The 21508-nt window shown below is 38.6% G+C and carries 11 protein-coding genes; 8 read left to right on the top strand and 3 right to left on the bottom strand.

Going from position 1 to position 21508, the window contains the following annotated elements; all coding sequences use genetic code 11:
• Positions 1 to 156: 156 nt before the first annotated feature.
• Positions 157 to 1062 (bottom strand): class A beta-lactamase, subclass A2, encoded by a 906-nt coding sequence (bla, locus tag K350_RS0116340; protein WP_028980828.1) that lies wholly within the window; start codon positions 1060 to 1062, stop codon positions 157 to 159.
• Positions 1063 to 1331: 269 nt separating this feature from the next.
• Here bla and K350_RS0116335 point away from each other — a divergent pair, with 269 nt between their 5' ends.
• From K350_RS0116335 to K350_RS0116325, 3 genes are all read left to right on the top strand, one after another.
• A complete protein-coding gene (locus K350_RS0116335; RefSeq protein ID WP_156027064.1) occupies positions 1332 to 2393 on the top strand; it encodes a hypothetical protein in 1062 nt (353 codons plus the stop codon).
• 383 nt (positions 2394 to 2776) lie between these two features.
• A complete protein-coding gene (locus tag K350_RS0116330) occupies positions 2777 to 3232 on the top strand; it encodes a MarR family winged helix-turn-helix transcriptional regulator (RefSeq protein ID WP_028980826.1) in 456 nt (151 codons plus the stop codon).
• Between the two features lie 6 nt (positions 3233 to 3238).
• The gene (locus tag K350_RS0116325) at positions 3239 to 4468 is read left to right on the top strand and encodes an MFS transporter (protein ID WP_028980825.1); all 1230 of its coding nucleotides are present in this window, start codon (positions 3239 to 3241) and stop codon (positions 4466 to 4468) included.
• 247 nt (positions 4469 to 4715) lie between these two features.
• On the opposite strand, the gene K350_RS29165 is transcribed toward K350_RS0116325, so the two are convergent.
• A complete protein-coding gene (locus K350_RS29165) occupies positions 4716 to 11999 on the bottom strand; it encodes a T9SS type B sorting domain-containing protein (protein ID WP_051313211.1) in 7284 nt (2427 codons plus the stop codon).
• Positions 12000 to 12408: 409 nt separating this feature from the next.
• Here K350_RS29165 and K350_RS0116310 point away from each other — a divergent pair, with 409 nt between their 5' ends.
• Together K350_RS0116310 and K350_RS0116300 are read left to right on the top strand one after the other, a co-directional pair.
• A complete protein-coding gene (locus K350_RS0116310; protein ID WP_028980824.1) occupies positions 12409 to 13269 on the top strand; it encodes an aldo/keto reductase in 861 nt (286 codons plus the stop codon).
• Positions 13270 to 13662: 393 nt separating this feature from the next.
• Positions 13663 to 14070 (top strand): VOC family protein, encoded by a 408-nt coding sequence (locus tag K350_RS0116300; RefSeq protein WP_028980822.1) that lies wholly within the window; start codon positions 13663 to 13665, stop codon positions 14068 to 14070.
• A 130-nt stretch (positions 14071 to 14200) separates the two neighbouring features.
• Here K350_RS0116300 and K350_RS0116295 read toward each other — a convergent pair whose 3' ends face one another.
• A complete protein-coding gene (locus tag K350_RS0116295) occupies positions 14201 to 14551 on the bottom strand; it encodes a winged helix-turn-helix transcriptional regulator (protein ID WP_028980821.1) in 351 nt (116 codons plus the stop codon).
• Between the two features lie 80 nt (positions 14552 to 14631).
• On the opposite strand from K350_RS0116295, the gene K350_RS0116290 reads away from it, so the two are divergent.
• From K350_RS0116290 to K350_RS0116280, 3 genes are all read left to right on the top strand, one after another.
• Positions 14632 to 15135, top strand: coding sequence for a dihydrofolate reductase family protein (locus K350_RS0116290; RefSeq protein WP_028980820.1), 504 nt, complete (start codon positions 14632 to 14634; stop codon positions 15133 to 15135).
• Between the two features lie 876 nt (positions 15136 to 16011).
• A complete protein-coding gene (locus K350_RS0116285) occupies positions 16012 to 16521 on the top strand; it encodes a hypothetical protein (protein ID WP_028980819.1) in 510 nt (169 codons plus the stop codon).
• 19 nt (positions 16522 to 16540) lie between these two features.
• Positions 16541 to 21331, top strand: a complete 4791-nt coding sequence (locus tag K350_RS0116280; RefSeq protein WP_028980818.1) for a PA14 domain-containing protein — start codon at positions 16541 to 16543, stop codon at positions 21329 to 21331.
• Positions 21332 to 21508: the final 177 nt, after the last annotated feature.

The following is a 21508-nucleotide window of genomic DNA, read 5'->3' as shown; positions in this document are numbered from 1 at the left end:
TTGATTATTTAATATTTGTTCGACATTATTTGCTAATTTTTTATGAATTTCGTCCGAAGCATTACACTGGTGTGGAAATAAGTTTTATGTTATAAATAGTTTAAGGAAAATACTTATGTAGCGTTGTCCCTGGATTTGAAGCCCACAAGCTTCTACTTATTTCATCTTTTTAATAAAATATTCCCATGCCATTTTTGATATATCTGCAATAATTTTTTCACTGGCTGCTGTGTCCTCTTTTGAATCTGTTACAAAAACACTTATAAAATAATGACGTCCGTTAGGCAGAAAGATAATACCAATGTCGTTAACTGCCGCTGTAATCCCTTCTTTGTTTGTACCAGACCAACCTGTTTTGTGAGCAACCACTGTCCCTTTAGGAAGTTTTCCTTTTAATCTGTTCTTTCCTGTTTCTGTTTGTTTCATGATTGTCCAAATGAAGTCATGATGTACAGGAGAAAGATTTTTTTTGTCATTGTTGTAAAAAAATACAAGTATTTGATTAGATGTTTTTGGTGTAGTCCAGTTCTTAAATTGCAAGTCCCAATTGCTCTGCATCACTTCTTCATTGATTTTTACTGAAAAGTCTTTAAATCCTTTTTCCTGAATAAAATTCTCAACTACTTGAGGTCCTCCGATAAGTTTTAATAGAACGTCACATCCGACATTGTCACTTTGCGATACAGTATATTCCAATATTTCTGAGATTTTCAAGGATACACCTTTGGGATACTTTTCACGAAGAGGACTATACAGTTCCGGTAACATTTGATCCTCATTAATTTTTATTAATTGATCTAAAGAGAATTTACCTTGCTGAATTTGTGATAAAACTGTCAATGCAATATGAAACTTAAAGACACTTTGCATTGGAAAATGTTGGTCTCCGTTTATGGACAAAGTATCTCTTAAGTTGTCTCCCATAATGGAGACTCCAACTTTTGCCTTTTTCGTTGATAATAGTGCCTCAATATCTGATCTCAGTGACTCGATCGGTTGACCTTTTGTCCATGTTGTAATAATTAGCAGTATTGCTAAAAGTGTAAAACTTTTGTTAATCATTTCTTGTTCGAGTGTTGTTTTAATCTTGTCTTTTAAAGATAAATAAAAAAGTAAGGCTTTAGAAAAGTTTAAGTTATAAGAAAGGGATTTTTCGTTTTAAAGTTACGTATTCATTGAGGTCTGATAAAATGTTAGCTTGGGGAATTTTTTTTGCTTATCTTTTATTAAAAGATTCAGTTTGATGTACCGCCGGGAGCGCTAGAACAATATAAAAACTTTAAAACTTTTTGAAGCAGCGAATGTGGAACAACCATTAACCACAAATTAAAATGATGAAGACATATTTATATTTAATTTTTATAGTTGTGATATCTTTTTCTTGCAACACTAACCCTGAAGAGACAGATTCATCTAAGGTAAACAGCGATAGCTCAATAACATTAAAAAATCAAATCTTAGATTCAATACCAAAAGCAGATTCAGGTAATAAAGTTATCTCGAAATCTGATTCTGTAATAGGAATTGTATATGTGAAAAATAATGATGGTACCCAGTTAAAAGAATCAGAAAACATAGAACATCCTAATAATTCTACTATAGAATTTGGAACAAAATTATTTCGGATATATTCTAATGATGATAAACAGAAACTTGATTCTTCTTGGATTAAGGTAAAAATGCGTAATGGTAGCTGCGGAGACTTATCCGGATATGTTTCTAGGTTTGACGTTGTCGATTCATCAGTAGTAGATTTTTCCATAATCCCAAAAGAATATTCAAAAGAACTGAATAGATACCCTTTGGGGAAAAATAATGTGGGTAAGTTAAAATTTAAGTTTTCTAAAATCAGCTCGACAGAATTCAACATATATAAATCTGCATATGCCAGGCAAATTATCGAAGATACTAGCAAAAGTGCAGCTGGTAAAAGATTTTTCACTCTACCTATAGGGAATCAGCTTTATAAGTTTCACTACAACAATGCATGTGAGCATTATGATAATTATATGGGTTACATTATACCTCTCAATGCTTATGGCATAGAAGGATGCAGTCGGGATGCCTGTTCTACATATTTGATAGATAAATCTACAGGGAAGTTATTATACCTTGATGGCGGACCTTATATACAAGGTACCAGCCTACCTTATATATCTAAAGATGAAACTCAATTTATAATATTCACTCCAGGAACACCAAGTACTGAATTTGGTACATATATGATTTTATATAAAAAAGACCCTAAAACCGGCATTTTTAACTTTGCTGAATATGATTCCTTTGATACGAAAGAATGGGAAATTGAAGAATTAGTTTGGGTAGATAATCAGACCATAGCTCTAAAAGCGACTGGCAATACTGGATATCTACAAGGAGTGATAACTAATTGAAGCTAAATATTTTTTAAAGTGAATAGAAGGTATTGGAAGTTAATTTTTGTAATACTATCAATTCAAGAATAGAGTGAAAGAGAAGGAGTGAGGTAGATTTTTTTCTATTTCTAATGTCTTACCGAAGAGGCAAGCAAAGAAAAAGATTTTAATTTTTATTCATAAAGCCAGATAGATTAAAGGTGTAAATCATTTAAAAGGTATCGCCAGGTGCCTGTAGTATAGGCGGAATATTCCTATCTGAATCAGATATTGATAAAATATTTATTAAAATAATCTTTGGAGAAGTTTAAAAATTGATCTCATTTTTTACTATGGCAATTTTATAATCTTTCTAAAATATATTATCTTTGTTACTAAGATAATTAGTAACAAAGATATAAATGACTGACGAATTAAGAACCCGAATAAGAAAACTAAGTCAACAATATGCTTATGACTCTATTAAGATGCACGAGGCTATTGCTGCAAAGGCAGGTCTTTCCGGAACTGACCATAAATACTTAGGATTTTTAATTGTTAACGGGTCAATGACAGCAGGTGAGCTTTCAAAATTGACTGGGCTAACGACAGGTGCAGTCACAGGTTTGATAGACAGATTTGAGAAGAAAAAATTAGTGAAAAGAAAATTTTCAAAAGAAGACAGACGGAAGGTTATAATTGAACCAAACATTAAAAATATTATGGCTCTCTTAGAACCGCTTTTTGCAGAATTTGGAAGGAAGTCTGAAGAACTTATTGCATCATTTTCAAGCAAGGAACTTAAAACTATTGAAACCTACTTTTTAAAAGCGCTTGAAATAACAAATGAAACAACAGAGTCGCACAAGAAAAACTAATTAATAATGAACACAATTTCAACAGCTGAAAAATTTATTTCCTATCAAAGAATTGTATTGGCAATATTAGCGCTTTTGCAATTCATGGTGTTTTTAGATTTTATGATCATTGCACCTATCGGACATATTCTCTCTAAAGATTTAAATATCACCACAAATCAATTTGGATTAGTTGTCTCATCTTACATCTTTAGTGCAGCAACTTCAGGATTAATTTCTGCAGGATTTATCGACAAGTATGACCGAAAAAAAGTGCTGCTCTTTTTCTCTATAGGATTTGTCGCAGGAACTTTATTTTGTGCATTGTCAAATTCATTCCACACCTTATTAGCTTCAAGAATCTTTACAGGAATATTTGGTGGTGTAATAGGTTCAATAACTATGACTATTGTTTCCGATATATTTCCACCCAACCAGCGAGGCAGAGCCATGAGCACAGTACAAATGGCATTTGCTGCAAGTCAGATATTAGGAATCCCATTAGGATTATTTATTGCTAATAATTTAGGATGGCAGTACACATTTTTTCTGATCGTTCTCCTTTCAATTCCTATTCTTCTTGTCATTATTCTAAAACTAAAACCGATTAATGAACATTTAAAAACGAAATCAGACAAAACTATCGTGTCGCACTTATTCCACAATTTAAAAAATAAATCACACCAGATCGGATTTGCTGCAACAATTATTTTAGGAATGGGCATGATGCTCCAACCTTTTGTGAGTATTTTTTTAGTAAACAATATTCATCTAACGAATGACGAAGTCCCCATTATTTTTATGGTAACCGGTGCTGCAGCTTTTTTTATTATGCCATTAGTAGGGAAGTTATCAGATAAATTTGACAAGTTTAAAATTTTCCTAATCGGTTCATTTGCAACGATGGCCATTATCCCGGTTTATACGCATTTGCCAGTTGTTCCTCTTTGGGTTGTACTGATTTTGAATGTAACCATGTTTGCTGTAATTATGAGTAGAATGGGACCATTTCAGGCTCTTAATTCTATTATTCCGAACCCAGGTAATAGAGGAGCATACATGAGTATTTCAGCATCATTATCACAAATGGCAGGAGGTCTGGGAATTCTTATCGCAAGCAACATTGCATTTCAACCAACGCCAACAAGCCCTCTTCAAAATTTTGAATTGTTGGGATATGTAGTTGTAGGCCTTACTGTATTAGCTATTTGGTTAGTTTATCGAGTAAGCAAAATTGTAAAAGATAATAATCGATAATGTTTTATTGCAATATATTAATAATGTGAAGAAGAATGAGTTTATAAAAGCCAATATCCTTTTTGCTAATCGGGTCTTTTTGAGAGAGGCAGTAGTTATATAATCTGGCTATGACTAAGAGAAGGATGAATTTGTAGTATATATAGTTATATATAATAACCAAGAAAAAATATGGCCTGTCGTCCGACAGGCCATGTGTATTATTCAAAAAAAGTGAGCTAATTTCAAAAGAGTGTATAATACCTAATTATCTCAAATCTGATTCGGTATTAGATAAAATCTGAAGCCACCCTTTGTATTCGTCATGCCCACAGCCTGTCTTTAAATAATAATAATACATACCATCAACGGTGTCATTACCTTTCCAGGTTCCATCATAATTTTTAGCTTCATAAACCCGATTTCCCCAACGATTATATATCTCAATAAATGATCCTGCCGGAAACATCAGATTATCGTAATTATTTGCTTCTACAATTCTCAATTCGTCATTCTTCCCATCTCCGTTAGGTGTAATTAAATTTGGAATAAAAAGCGTTTGTTTATGGACGGCGTGAATGGTTAAAGTATCCTGAAATGTTTTGCACCCCGGCTGATCTAAATCATTTACATATACATAGTATACATTATCAAGGCCGTTTGGTATAATATCTAAATAATTCTGTGCTGTAGTTAATGTATCCATGCTTGCAGCATTGATCCATTCATAGCTATAATGATCAGAGCCTCCCTTGGCAAAAACCGTTACTCTTCTCGATACACCGACACACTGGGTATCCATCGGCGTTTCCAATGATGTTATATCAAATCCCGGAAGGCCGGCAGTAATTGTTATCGTATCTGATTTATCAGGGCCACATCCTCCGGAGATCGTATATATAAAGGAATAGATTGAACCAGCTTCTAAACCTGATACACGAATACTATCAGAATCGGGATTTGTAATTATTGCATCATTAGCATCGTACGCTAACCAAACACCTTTACCTACAGCAGGGCTTAAAGCATATAAATCAATGTATGCCTTACAGGTTATAATATCCTTTCCTAAATCGACTGGAGAATTATCTGGTGCATGGCTGATTGCAAAATCAGTGGAAAGGTTTGCAACACAACCTGAATCAGAAGTAAAATACACGGTGTAATTACCAGCTTCACTTAACGTAATTGAAGCATCACTACCTAGTGCTACATTCCCCTTAAACCATTCAAATGTACCAGTAAAACCTGTTGATTCAGCATGTATGCCAACTGTTCCACCGGGACAGAAAATCATAGGACCATCTGCCTTTATGGTTGGCTGGGGTGGTATCGGATTGACCGTCACAGTTACGGACAAAGATGTATCTGACGGACAAAGATCCGCAGAAACATATTTGACTGTATACTTTCCTGAAGTAGTTACCTTCAAAGGATTATCGGTTGAGCCTGTTGACCACGTAAAGGTACCGCCAGTAAAACCTAAACTGCTGGCAATGAGATCTACCGAACCTCCGTCACAGAAGGTCAACGGACCGCTGGCTGCTATCTCTGGCTTTGGAGGGTTCGGATGCACTACAACTGTAATGCTATCGGATGCTCCGGAAGGACACACACTGTCAGATACATAACTTACTGTGTACTTCCCTGAAGTCGTTACATGCAAAGGATTATCAGTAGAACCAGTTGACCACGTAAAGGTACCACCTGTAAAACCTATGCTGCTGGCAGTAAGATCTACAGAACCTCCGTCACAGAAGATTAATGGACCGCTGGCTGCTATCTTTGGTTTTGGAGGATTCGGGTTAACAACAACAGTAACACTGTCTGATGCACCTGAAGGACAAACATCGTCAGAAACATAATTTACTATATACTTCCCTGAAGTAGTCACATGCAGAGGATTATCAGTTGAACCCGTGGACCATGTAAATTTACCGCCTGTAAAGCCTGAACTACTGGCAGTAAGATCTACTGACCCTCCATCACAGAAGGTCAACGGACCGCTGGCTGATATCTCTGGTTTAGGAGGATTAGGGTGAACTACAACTGTAATGCTGTCTGATGCTCCAGATGGACAAATACTGTCAGAAACATAACTAACCACATACTTTCCAGAAATAGTTACATGCAAAGGATTATCAGTTGAACCTGTTGACCACGTAAAGGTGCCGCCAGTAAAACCTAAACTGCTGGCAGTGAGATCTACCGAACCTCCATCACAGAAGATCAACGGACCGCTGGCTGCTATCTTTGGCTTTGGAGGAACCGGGTTAACAATAACTGTAATACTGTCTGATGCTCCTGAAGGACAAACATCGTCAGAAACATAACTTACCTTATATTTCCCTGAAGTTGTTACATGCAAAGGATTATCAGTTGAACCTGTTGACCAGGTAAATGTACCACCTGTAAAACCTGAACTCCTGGCAGTAAGATCTACCGAACCTCCATCACAGAAAGTTAACGGACCGCTGGCTGATATCTCTGGTTTTGGAGGATTTGGGTGAACTACAACTATAATGCTGTCTGATGCTCCAGATGGACAAATACTGTCAGAAACATAACTAACCACATACTTTCCAGAAATAGTTACATGCAAAGGATTATCAGTTGAACCTGTTGACCACGTAAAGGTACCGCCAGTAAACCCTAAACTGCTGGCAGTGAGATCTACTGAACCACCGTCACAGAATGTCAACGGACCGCTGGCCGCTATTTCTGGTTTTGGAGGAATCGGATTAACTACAACTGTAATACTGTCTGATGCTCCTGAAGGACAAACATTGTCAGAAACATAACTGACTGAATATTTTCCTGAGACAGTTACATGCAAAGGATTATCAGTTGAACCTGTTGACCATGTAAAGGTACCACCAGTAAAGCCTAAACTGCTGGCAGTAAGATCTATCGAACCACCGTCACAGAAGGTCAACGGACCGCTGGCTGCTATTTCTGGTTTTGGAGGAATCGGATTAACTATAACTATAATGCTGTCTGATGCTCCAGAAGGACAAACATTGTCTGAAACATAACTGACTACATATTTTCCTGAAGTTGTTACTTTCAGAGGATTATCAGTTGAACCTGTTGACCAGGTAAATGTACCACCAGTAAAGCCTAAACTGCTTGCTGTAAGATCTACCGAACCACCATCACAGAATGTCAATGGACCGCTTGCTGCAATCTCTGGCTTTGGAGGAATCGGGTTAACGACAACGGTGATACTGTCCGAAGTTACAGAACCACAAACATCGTCAGAAACATAACTTACTGAATATCTTCCAGAAGTTGTAACCTTGAGTGGATTATCAGTTGAACCTGTTGACCAGGTAAAGGTACCACCTGTAAAGCCTAAGCTACTAGCTGTAAGATCAACCGAACCGCCGTCACAGAATGTCAGAGGACCACTGACGGTTATCTTTGGTTTGTTAGGATTCGGATTAACTATAACTGTTACACTGTCAGAAACTACAGAAGGACAGAGGTTGGATGTTTTATAAGTAACTGAATATTTACCCGATTTAGTTACATGCAAAGGGTTCGCAGTTGAACCTGTGGACCACGTAAATGTACCACCCGTAAAACCTAAACTGCTGGCAGTAAGATTTACCGAACCTCCATCACAGAAGGTCGACGGTCCGCTGGCTGCTATCTCTGGTTTTGGAGGATTCGGATTAATAATAACAGTGACACTGTCTGATACTCCGGAAGGACAAGCATTATCAGAAACATACATTACGGTAAATTTTCCCGAAGTCGTTACATGCAAAGGATTGTCTGTTGAACCTGTTGACCATGTAAATTTACCTCCGGTAAAACCTAAACTACTCGCAGTAAGATCTACTGAGCCACCGTCACAGAATATCAATGGACCACTGGCTACTATCTTTGGTTTTGGAGGAATTGGATAAACGACAACGGTGATACTGTCTGAGGTTACAGAACCACAAACATCGTTCGAAACATAACTTACCGAATATCTTCCAGAAGTAGTAACCTTGAGTGGATTATCAGTTGAGCCTGTTGACCAGGTAAAGGTTCCACCTGTAAACCCTAAACTACTGGCAGTTAGCTCTACCGAGCCGCCATCACAGAAGGTCAACGGACCGCTGGCTGCAATCTTTGGTTTGTTAGGATTCGGATTAACTATAACTGTGACACTGTCTGACACCACAGAAGGACAAAGGTTGGATGTTTTATATATAACTGAATATTTACCCGATTTAGTTACATGCAAAGGATTCGCAGTTGAACCTGTGGACCAGGTAAATGTACCACCTGTAAAACCTAAACTGCTGGCAGTAAGATTTACAGAACCACCATCACAGAAAGTCAATGGGCCACTTGCCACTATCTTTGGCTTAGGAGGGTTCGGATTAACTACAACTATTACCTCTGCAGATGCAGGTGATGGACAAGCATTGTCAGATTTATAATTTACGGTATACTTTCCTGAAGTCGTTACATGCAAAGGGTTGGAAGTTGAACCTGTTGACCATGTAAAGGTACCTCCCGTAAAACCTAAACTGGAGGCAGTAAGATCCACTGAACCACCATCACAGAAGGTCAATGGACCACTGGCAAGGATCTCTGGTTTTGGAGGATTCGGATAAACAACAACCGTCAAACTGTCTGAGACTAAAGAAGGACAAGCATTGTTAGATTTATAAGTAACTGCATATTTCCCTGAAGTAGTTACATGCAAAGGATTCGCAGTTGAACCTGTTGACCAGGTAAAGGTACCACCAGTAAAACCTAAACTGCTGGCAGTAAGATCTACTGAACCACCATCACAGAATGTCAACGGACCACTTGCTACTATCTTTGGTTTAGGAGGATTCGGATGCACTACAACTGTTACTTCAGTTGAAACAGGCGATGAACATATATCGTCGGAAACATAAGTGACTGTATATTTCCCTGAGGTGGTTACATGTAAAGGATTTGCAGTTGAACCAGTGGACCAGGTAAAGGTACCGCCTGTAAAACCTAAACTGCTGGCAGTAAGATCTACTGAACCTCCGTCACAGAAGGTCAATGGACCACTTGCCTTTATCTCTGGTTTCGGAGGATTAGGATGAACTATAACTGTAACACTGTCTGAAACTACAGAAGGACAAAGGTTAGAGCTTTTATAGGTAACTGTGTATTTACCTGATGTCGTTACATGCAGCGGATTCGCAATTGATCCTGTGGACCAGGTAAAGGTACCACCGGTAAAACCTAAACTGCTGGCAGTAAGATCTACCGAACCACCATTACAGAATGTCAACGGACCGCTTGCTAGTATCTTTGGTTTTGGAGGATTCGGATATACTACTACAGTTAACTCTGCCGATACAGGTGATGAGCAGACATTATCAGAAACATAAGTGACTGTATATTTCCCTGAAGTAGTTACATGCAAAGGATTAGCATTTGAACCTGTCGACCAGGTAAAAGTACCACCGGTAAAACCTGAACTGCTTGCAGTAAGATCTACAGACCCACCGTCACAGAAGGTCAATGGACCGCTGGCTACTATTTGTGGTTTGGGAGGGTTTGGATGAACGATAATTGTAACACTGTCTGATACTGCAGATGAACATAGTTCGGAAGATTTATACGTAACTACATATTTACCAGATGTCGTTACATGTAAAGGATTTGCTGTTGAACCTGTAGACCAAGTGAAAGTACCGCCTGTAAAACCTAAACTGCTTGCTGTAAGATCTACCGACCCGCCATCACAGAAAATCAGTGGACCGTTGGCTACTATTGTAGGTTTGGGAGGAACAGGGTGCACGATAACCGTAATACTGTCTGATCCAACAGAAGGACATGCGTTGCCAGATACATAACTGACAGCATATTTTCCAGAGGAAGTAACGTGAAGAGGGTTAGCGGTTGAGCCTGTTGACCAGGTGAAGATACCGCCGGTAAAACCTGAACTACTGGCGGTAAGATCTACTGACCCTCCATCACAAAAGATCAAAGGACCGCTGGCTACTATTGTTGGTTTTGGAGGATTAGGATGAACTACAACAGTTACCTCTGAAGATACAGGCGATGAGCAGACATCGTCAGAGACATAAGTGACTGTGTATTTTCCTGAAGTCGTAACATGCAAAGGATTGGCAGTTGATCCTGTGGACCAGGTAAAGGTACCGCCAGTAAAGCTTAAGCTGCTGGCAGTAAGATCTACCGAACCACCGTTACAGAATGTTAATGGACCGCTGGCCACTATCTCCGGTTTTGGAGGATTCGGATGAACAGTGAATTTAAAACCAGTGGTATTTTGATTAAAACACTTAATCGGATTAATGGTGTTCGCCACAACCACAAAATACGTTGAACTTTCTTTAACAGTTAAGGTAGCAATGTTTGTTTTGGTTACAATCAGGTTGGCAGGAGCCACACTATCTTTATACCAGCTGTATGTATAAGTATCGCCAGCTTTCAATCCGGTTGGATTTGCTGTCAATACTGCAGAGTCCCCTGCACATATGTTCGACAGAGGGCCTGTTATGGTTACTGTTGTTGGTGCCTCACAAAGAGGTACACATAATTGTCTTTCCGTTGCACAATTACAGTCAGGGGTTGCCTGTCCTAATTGTGAAGTCGCCGGACCGCAGTATTTAATTTTAGGTGTATTAGATAAGGGCGCATTAAACGAACCATAAGAAGTGATTTTAAATAAAGCACATTCACCCGCACTAATACTATCTCCTCTGAATAAATTCGCTGTATTGTTAGTTTCTAACGTGGTGGCCTGCATCACAGCCCCTTGATTCAGATAGATCGGACCTGCATTAGAATTCACGGCTATGGTTCCAGCGATTATAATACCTGCACTATATATTTTACCACTGTTAATAGTAAGTTTACCGCCAATCTTGATTGTAGATTCGCCGCAATAATTTGTCATAGCATTACCGGCATTCTGTACGGTGAAATCACCTGCAGCAGTTACATCACCGGTGTTAAATATAAATCCTTCGTTTTGCAGAAATACTTTTCCTGTAGAAGTAAAGGTTGACTTTTTGCCAACAATGATCCTTCCACCTTTATTGGAAGTAATGTCAGCTGTATTGATTTTTGAATCGTCTTCTGCAGTTATAAATATTTTATTTCCCGGATTTAAATTTTGAGCAATGGTAAGTGTTGCACCTTTTGTCGTTTTAAAAAATGACATCCCGTTAATCGTAGCCGAAGATAAAAGAGCTCCCGTATTGTGGGCAATAAATGAAAAGGTATCCGGTTCGGTTACTAAATTGACAATCCGGGTATTATCCCCAAAACTTTCAATAGTATTATTCAATGCTCCTGTGCTTATCTGAACATTTGATAATTGAACATTCGGAGCACATATTTTTACTGTAACATTCCTATAGGTTGAACTAAAAGTAAATGTACTTCCCCCGGAAATGCAAATTGTCTGATTATTTGCTGTGGCGACAATTGACGCATTTGCAGCATAAGAAGTAGTACAATTATCACATTGAGCATAACTCTGAAATTGTACATAAATGCCCAATAAGAATACTAAGGCGGTAATTCTTTTATTCATATCGTAAGTAAAAAAGCGGTATAAATCAATGTTACAACTACAAAGATAACTTATCTATTAATACTGTCTAAGAATTATTACTATATATAATAGGATATAAACAATTTAAGATTAAACTTATCTATGAAATTGGACTTAAAGAATATCAAGATGAAAAAAACACACATTGGAATATAATGTTTACTTAAGCAGAAAAAATTATAAAATTGTGAAAGGCAGGAAGGTAACAATTGGGATAGGTAGAGGGAAAAGTTAGTCTATGGAAAGATTTAGCAGAGGTGAAATTTATGGTCTGAAAGAGGGAGGGCATGGTGCAGCAAAGGGAAGTAAAGTAATGACCTGTCTTTGGCCAGGGTGTTGAGATGACAATACGCAAAGTATTCTGTTTATTTTATATAAAAAATGAATTATGATTTTAAAAGAAAAGTTTACGCTATCTAATGGCGTTGAAATTCCGAAACTAGGTCTTGGAACATGGTTTATAAGCAATGACAGTGTCGCTCAGGCAGTGAAGGATGCTATAAAAATTGGTTATCGGCATATTGATACAGCTCAGGCATACCAGAATGAAAGCGGAGTTGGAGAGGGAATCAGGGCCTGTGGTGTGCACAGAGAGGATATTTTTGTGACTACAAAGGTTGCTGCTGAGATGAAGTCATATAAAGAAGCTGCTGCATCTATTGATGCATCACTGAAAAAATTACGTTTTGATTATATTGACATGATGATCATACATAGTCCGAAGCCATGGGCCCAGTTCACAAAAAGTGAGCCTTACTTTGAAGGAAACCGGGAAGCGTGGAGAGCGCTTGAAGAAGCCTATAAAGCCGGAAAACTCAGAGCCATCGGACTTTCTAACTTTGAAAAAGCAGACATAGATAACATTCTTTATTCCTGTTCTATAAAACCAATGGTTAATCAGATATTGGTGCATATAAGCAATACACCTAAAGAACTGATTCAGTATTCTCAGGATAAAGGAATGCTAGTAGAGGCTTATTCACCCATAGGACACGGAGAATTACTGAAGAATGAGTCAATAAAATCAATAGCAAAAAAATACAATGTATCAGTGCCTCAATTAGGTATCCGTTACTGTCTCCAGCTTGGCCTGCTTCCGTTACCTAAAACAGCTAATGCTGATCATATGAAAACGAATGCAGAAGTAGATTTTGTGATCTCTGATGGAGATATGGAGTTCTTAAAAAATGTGGAGCAAATCTTAGATTATGGAGAGGCCAGCATATTTCCAATATATGCCAAAAAATAATCTGAGCTGGTGCTTCTGCTCCTTCAAGGCCTGTTCCCTGACAGGTCTTCCATGCAAGGATTATGGGATTGGGGAGATAGAAAGGATTATCTTTGATGCTCTTTCAAAGCCACTGAAATACCTTCCATTTACTATTATGATTAAGCTGAGTTTACTTACCAATTTAAAATTACGTGGTATTTACTTTTTGTTTGATTAATTAAAAATGTGGGTCGACGTGGGAGAAGCCACGGGCGAAGATTTAGAAGAAGGAAAATTATAGCCTGTCTCTCGACAGTCCACTCTATAAATTTATTATATTGAAGGGACTATAGAAAAATATCCAATTAACCAATCTGCAATACATTATATTCAAAAGAAAAATTAAATTAAAAAATAAAATAAGCAATTATAATGAAACAAGTATTTATCAATTTGGCAGTAAAAGACGTGCAAAAATCTATGGACTTTTATACTGCATTAGGATTTACAAATAATCCTCAGTTTTCAGATGACCAGGGAAAATGTATGGTCTGGAGTGAAAACATTTTTTTAATGATAATGACCCACGAAAAGTTTTCATCCTTTGCAACCAAACCTATTGCAGACACTAAATCGAAGTTAGCAGGACTTTTCTCATTATCTGTTGATAGTGTTGATGAAGTAAACAGAATTGTTACAAACGGTCTAAAAGCTGGTGGAACCGAGCCAAATGAGATGAGAGATTATGGGTTTATGCAACAAAGAACCATTGAGGATTTTGACGGACATACCTGGGAAGTTTTTTATATGGACATCTCAAAATTTCCTCAGCAATCTTAGACTAAATAGGATATTAAATTAAATGTCTCCGCTGTGGCCTGTCTTCCGACAGGCCATTCTGTTTATAGCAAGTATAATGTAAACGGACATGATGAATCTGGAATATGAGTATGCCCAATGCAAGGGATACTTATTTTTCTTTGATCTTTTTTCTATGATTTAAGCCAAAATCCATCAAGGCTGCAATCACATGCTTTGTTTCCATTGCATGTGTGGTCAGTGTATAAGATACTGTTATTGGTTTGGTGTCATTAACAGTTCTTGTGATAAGTAAATTCTCTTCCAGTTCCCGTAGCTCTTTTGATAATACTTTTGGGGTAATTCCATATACACCTTCCTGGAGATCTTTAAATCTCATTGTTCCGAATGAAAGGTTCTGTAATATGCAGATTTTCCATTTGCCACCTAAAAGCTCAATCGCATCTCTTAATGCCAAATACTTTTCCTTGCAGCTGTCTTTGTTTGATTCTACTAAAGCCATATTGTAACTATCCTTGAGGTAAGTGATAGTAAATTTAAAATAAATTAAACGGAACTTTACATTCTAAATCTTGAAATAAAATGAATGTAAAATTATTCGCATCAGTTTCTGTTAACGGGAAAGTCTTGCTGGCAGAAAACCCTAATCATCAGGTTCCTCAGGAGATTCTAGGTGAATTTATGCAAATGGTTAATAAAGCCGGGAATCTCATCCTTGGACGTAAAACATTTGACATTATGGCAAAATACCCTGCTGCTATTCAGGCCCTTTCCGGTGTTGATATGGTGATTCTTTCCGAACATAAAACAGATGGTGAAAACTATAAAGTGGCCAGTTCACCTGAAAAGGCAATTGAGTATTTTAAGCAGAAAGGATGCTCTGAAATAGTTATTGGAGGAGGGACACAGGTTTATAATGCTTTTCTTAAAGGAGACTTTGTATCTGAGCTATATTTAAATTTAATCCCAATTATATCCGGAAGTGGAGGAGTTATAGGTTTAAATGAAGATCTGCTAATCGGATTGAAGCCAGGGAATCAAAAGAATGTTGGAGATATTATACAATTACATTACACCAAAATATAGTGGAGAAAGGTAATATGGTTATTACTAAATCCATTCCATAAGGTTTTCTTTCTTCCACTAAGACCTGTCTCAGAACCATAGCTGTCAACTTAACAGAATCTTTCCTTTGTCATTCTGAGCTTTCAAAATGAATAAAATTAAGCTATCTGGCAGAATGGTAGTTTAAATAAGAAATTTTTTGTGACTATCAGGTCCTTTGCAAGGCTAAGGATGACCAAACTGCCAATTGTTGTTTACAAAAAAATGTTAAGTTAACGGCTATGTGGCAGACGCCAACCGAGGAGTAGATTTCGTCCTATGCAGTTACAGACCTGGAAGTAGGAGTTAAGACCTCAAAGAGGTCAGATGTTTATAGTAATCTGCAAATATTATCCGACCCCTTCGGAGGCACACCAGTGCTATTCCATTTTCCTATAAATATTCAATCCCTTCAGGATTGGAAAATGAAAATCGAAATTTGTTTTAACCATTCTTCTGTAAAAAGAAAGAAAAGGTTGCAGAGAACTTCATGATTATGAAGTTATGGAAAGATTCCGTCCGGGAGTAATTGCAATCCATTGATGATCTATGGATTTATCAAAATTTTTCAACCAGTCAGAGCTGGCAAACTACTTTCTCCAGATCAACTGCACTCTGATACCTGTACCATTCATTACTTATAGCAAATACATTCCTTAAGGCAAGTCAATACTCAGTTGTTTATTTGGTTCAGCCAGAGATGACAGAAGTAATAACAATCGTTTCACAACTTTCAAAAAAAAAAGGTTAATGCAACTTAGGTTACAAACTTCAGCTTTTAAAAATCCCATTTTTACTCCTGGGTAAAGCTTTATACCGCTAAAAAGTACATCAAATCTTACAATTAAATTAAATATTATGAAAAGACCTGTTTTCAGGCCATTAATGATTCTGGCTCAGATACTGATCTGCCTTTTCTTTTCTGTAAACGCTTTTGCCCAGCAGAAAGAATCAGTTGCGGCAGGGCCATACCATGGCAGAGATAAAAAGAGTCTGACCAGAGATCAGAAAAAGAAGCTGAAAGAATACAAAAAGCATCCTGTCTGGGTGGATATGTTAAAGGACCAGTCTCAACTCAATTATTATGAAACGGTAACTGCATTTGAAACTTTCTGGGAAGAGCGTCCTGAACCTAAAGAAAAAGAACTTGAAAAAGAGAAAAAGGGAAAAAAGGAAAAGAAGAGATCTCTTCTTAAAAGACTCTTTAAATCTGATAAAAAGCTAAAACGGGAAAGTGATCGCCTGGTTGTTGAATGGAAAGCTTATCAACACTGGATGAAAGACGTACAGCCATTTATACAACCTGACGGTAAAATATTAACCAGGGAACAGCAGCTGCAGATAATTAACAGTCAGATACAGGAATAATTTTTTCAGAAAAGAATTTATGAAAAAGAAATACTCAATTTTAACATTGGCAATATTGCTGATACTTAATAGTATCGGCAGCCTTATGGGGCAGCAGGCTACCGACTGGCAACCACTCGGACCTGTAAAATTTCCCCTGAATAAAATAGGACAGATCAACGGAATATCAAGGACAGGTGATCTTAAATTTCACCCTACAGATCCTAAAAAAATGTATGCAGTAAGTGTTGTGGGAGGTCTGTTTATCAGCAACGATGAAGGTAAAAACTGGACCTCCGGGGGGACAGACACCATTCCGCAGGCACATGGTACTACTGTCTGTATAGACTATACAGACGACCGGATCTTGTACTTCGGAACCGGGGATGAACACTTTTTCGAATCATGGGGGAGAACCAACGGTGTCTGGAAGACTGTAAACGGTGGCAAAACATGGTTCAGAATAGGTGAATCAACCATCGGCGACAGATCTGCTTCAGAAATACTGATGTCTCCCGCAGATCACAATGTATTGATTGCCTCTACTGATGACGGTATCTGGAAATCACTTGACGGTGGAAACAGCTGGACAAAAAAGGTTGAAGGAAAATTTTCTTCTATGGTTTTCAGAATGAATGACAACCCGACTATCATGTATGCGGCATCAAACAGCGGTTTCTTTAGAAGTGTAAACCTTGGTGACTCATGGGACCCAATTGCATTACCTGGAACAGGGCTCAGCGGCGGTGGACGAATTGGTGTTACCAAAGCTTCTCTTGATGTTGTTTATTTAACTTTTGTCGGTGACAACAATTCGAAACCAAGAACATGTACTCCTGTACTCAGGTCTTATAATTCAGGTCTGTCATTTGAAATTGTAAAACCAGCCGGAGGAATCAATCTCAACGGTTATACCGAATTTGAAGGCGGACAAGGCGACTATAATTTCTGTTTCACTGTTGATCCTCTGAATGCAAACACTTTGTATGCAGGCGGACATGTAGTATACAAATCAACAGATGGCGGTGTAAACTGGATCAGAACTAATCCATGGCACACAAGTGTACATACAGATATGCACAACCTGATCTACTCACCTCATAACGACCGAAGGCTATACAATACCAATGACGGTGGAATCTGGTCGAGTGAAGACGGAGGATTTACATGGACACATCTTAACGATGGTATTGCAGGTGCGGAGGCTTCAGTTGCCGCCCAGAGCCCGGTCAGAAAAGACAGATTGTGCATCGGTACACAGGACAATGGTGAACTTGTTTATACTGACAATGTCTGGTTTACAAATGGCGGAGGTGACTTCCATACAAGAATGGAGTTTGACTACAACAGCGCAGATTATGTATACAGATTAACAGGAGAAAGAAGGTATCTGCCTAACGGCCACACTGAAAGTCTTAATTATACTTTTGGAGCATCCAATAATGGAGAGGAAGAAAAGCTGGTATTTAACCCTTCCAATCTGAATGTTGCATTTCTTTCCAGAACTGATATTTACAGATCCACCAATATTACGGGTTCTCCATCATGGACAAAGATAAAAAGTATCGGTACAAGAATCATGGCTTTGGCATCTCATCCTGCCAATCCCAATCTGCTATATGCTGTAGATGCGAACAACAACTTTTATGTATCTGAAAATGCCCTGGATCCGGTACCGACATTTAATACGTATCCCGCCCCTGCTGCTGCATGGAATGCTGCCAGCATTGCTCCGGTAAAAGGAAATCAGAATGTTGTTTATATCAGCTGCGGTGGTAGTGTTTACAGGTCCGGTAATAAAGGTGCAAGCTGGGGAAGTCCGATAAATGGAACAGTATTACCATCCAACGTAAATATTATAAAACTTATACATGATGATTACAGTACAGATGAGTCGATTTATGCGGCTTCCGGATTAGGAGTATGGTATAAAAACAACAGCACAGTCAACACCTGGACAAATTATTCGAAAGGTCTTCCTGCTTTTGCCAAATACACCAATTTCCTTATATACAATGACGGAACCAGTAATTCTGAATTAAGGATCGTTGCATCAGGAAGAGGTGTATTCAGAAGAAGCCTGAGCGGGAAACCTGCAATTCTCAGAGATCCTGAAAATCCTTCGAATTTTGGCGCCGGATTAAACTATAAATACTACGAAGGTACTTGGAACCATCTGCCAAACTTTAATTCACTTGTTCCTGCACAGATTGGCACTACAACAGATTTTAATCTTGCTGTCAGACAAAGAGAGGAATATTTCGGTGTCGTGTACACAGGATACGTAAGCGTTCCTGCAGATGCTGTATATACATTTTTCCTGAGCTCTCAGGATGGAAGCAAATTGTACATAGGTGACCAGCTGGTAGTTCACAACGACGTGCTTAACTCAACTACGGAAAAGAGCGGGACAATCGGACTGAAGACTGGCAGGCACGCAATCCGTGTTGAATATTTCAACAATACCGGTGTACCTTCTATGACCATTTCATTTTCATCACCAACACTTGCAAAACAGGTATTACCTGCCTCAAGGCTGTTCAAACTACCTGCCGAGATGGTTTGCGCAGGTGGCGGTGCAATAAGCCGTGAAATATGGAAACAAGCACCGGGCTCCAGTGTAGCTGATATTCCTGTTACAACTATTCCTCACATTCAGGATCAGCTGGGCAACCTGCTTGAACAAAGGGCAGACATGGGAGATGAGTATGGGGTAAGGCTAAGAGGATACATCTGTGCTCCATATACCGGCGCCTACAAATTCTGGTTATCCAGTGATGAAGCGGCGCAACTGTGGCTGAGTACAGATCAGACTCCAGGCCTGAAGCAAAAAATTGCTGAGCTGACAAACAGCACCGGTGCAAGAGACTGGTATGCTTATACATCACAGCAATCTGCATCCATCAGCCTGGTAGCCGGACAGAATTATTATATTGAAGTATTGCACAAAGAGAACAGTGGCAACGATAACCTGGCTGTAGGCTGGCAGTTACCAAGCGGTGAAATGGAAAGACCAATTGCAGGTCACAGACTTTCCCCTTATCAGGGAGTGGCCAATACTCCGGGAATAAAGCTGATTTTACCCTTAGACAAGTTATATTATACAGCTGGTTCATCTCTTCCTTTACAGGTTGAACTGACTCAGGCTACTGGTGCTATCTCAAAAGTAGAATATTTTGTAAACGGTGTAAACCTTGGAGTAGAAACAGGACCTGATTTTAGTCATATCTGGACCAATATTGCAGCAGGAAATTACCGGATTTATGCAAAAGTAACTGACGCGTCTGGTTTTTCATCAACCAGTACTGTTAAAGATCTGACCTTCCTGAGATGGAGAAATCCTGACAACCCGGCAGGTACAGCTCCTGGGATCACAACTGAATATCACCAGGGCTCTTTTGGTTCTGTATACGATATGAACAGCTCAACACTTGTGAGGAAAACAACAGGAACTGAGATCAGCATAGATGACAGAGATAGGGACGACGACTTTGGATTTAAGTACAATGGTTTCCTTGAAATTACTGATCCTGGTATTTATTTTTTCAACCTGATCAGATCTGATGATGGTTTTGTCCTTTCTATAGGTGACACTATTCTAATCAACAATGATGGCTTTTCAGGACAGTCGGAGGACAAGGAATTCCCGATTGCACTGAGAGCAGGAAAGCACAAAATTTCCGCTGCATATTTTGAAGGTGGAGGAGAACAATATATGAACTTAGGTTACTACGGACCTAATACTCCAATGCAACCCTTACCGGCCAGTCGTTTGTTTATAGAGACACAAGTGAATACCTTGCCTGTAGTCAGCCTTACTTCTCCTGCAAACGGACAGACATATACAGCACCTGTAACTGTGCAGCTTTCAGCCAATGCGACGGCGACAGGTGCTGCAATTTCAAAGGTGGAGTTTTACAGTGGCACTGTAAAGCTGGGTGAAGATCCGACTTATCCTTACACATATTCATGGTCAGGAGTAAGTGCGAATACTTATTCAATAACAGCAAGGGCCTACAACAATCTTGGTCAGTTTACAACTTCTGCTCCTGTATCAATTACGGTAAACGGTACAACTTCAACATGCCTTATCACTGAACCTACGCCTGCTCCGTCACTTTATGTGGTGAGGAACCTTTGGGGCGATAACAACAATGGATCTTCGGTAACTGCAGATGCTGCTACAGGATCTATGAAGGTTACTCACAGAGCTTATGGGCAAAATGAACTGTATGTGATTGAAACCGGTAAAACTATCAGCTTAACAAGTGGACAGGTTTATACGATCAGCTTTGATTTCAAAGATTATGCTAATGCACCTGTAACAGGAGTAGATGTGGGTTTTGCACAGGGACTGAATTCATCCAATAACGGCCCGCAGCTTCCTCAGTCAATGGTAGCTGCTCCTGCAGGTTATTCTTCATCTGCCTTTACAACCAAATCCGTGAATATCACTTCATCTGTTACAGCTTCAAATGTCAATCTGGTATTTAGGTTAAGATGGAACGGACAGCCAAGTTCGCAGGTGGCAGATTTTATCAAAAATATCAATGTCTGCAATGCTTCAGGTTTAAGAATAGCTGAAACCAATGAAAACTCGCTTATTGTAATGCCTAACCCCGCTATCGAAACATTTACTCTAAGAGCAGAAAAAGCTATAGAAATGATCTATGTTACAGATGGCCAGGGAAAGCAGATTTATACAAATGCCGAGATAGCTCAAGGTACCGATCTCGAATTTGGTAAAGATTTCGAATTTGGCATTTACAACCTCTCTGTCATTTATACAGACGGCAGCAGAGAAATTGTGAAAATTCTGAAAACAAAATAAATTCAAGTATCAGTTAGTTTAGTGAACAAAAGGTCCGGGAAATTTTCCTGGACCTTTTTTTATTTTTAAGATAAATATTTTAAAAGAATCAATCCCAAATATTTACAATAGAATAACTGTGACAGACCCAATAAGAGGAAGTAGTTTGCGAAGGAGTAGGAGAGGAGCAACAGTTTG

The organism is Sporocytophaga myxococcoides DSM 11118 (assembly GCF_000426725.1).
Classification (GTDB): Bacteria; Bacteroidota; Bacteroidia; order Cytophagales; family Cytophagaceae; genus Sporocytophaga; species Sporocytophaga myxococcoides.
The sequence above is the reverse complement of the archived record's forward strand: the minus strand, read 5'-3'. Positions and strand labels throughout refer to the sequence as shown.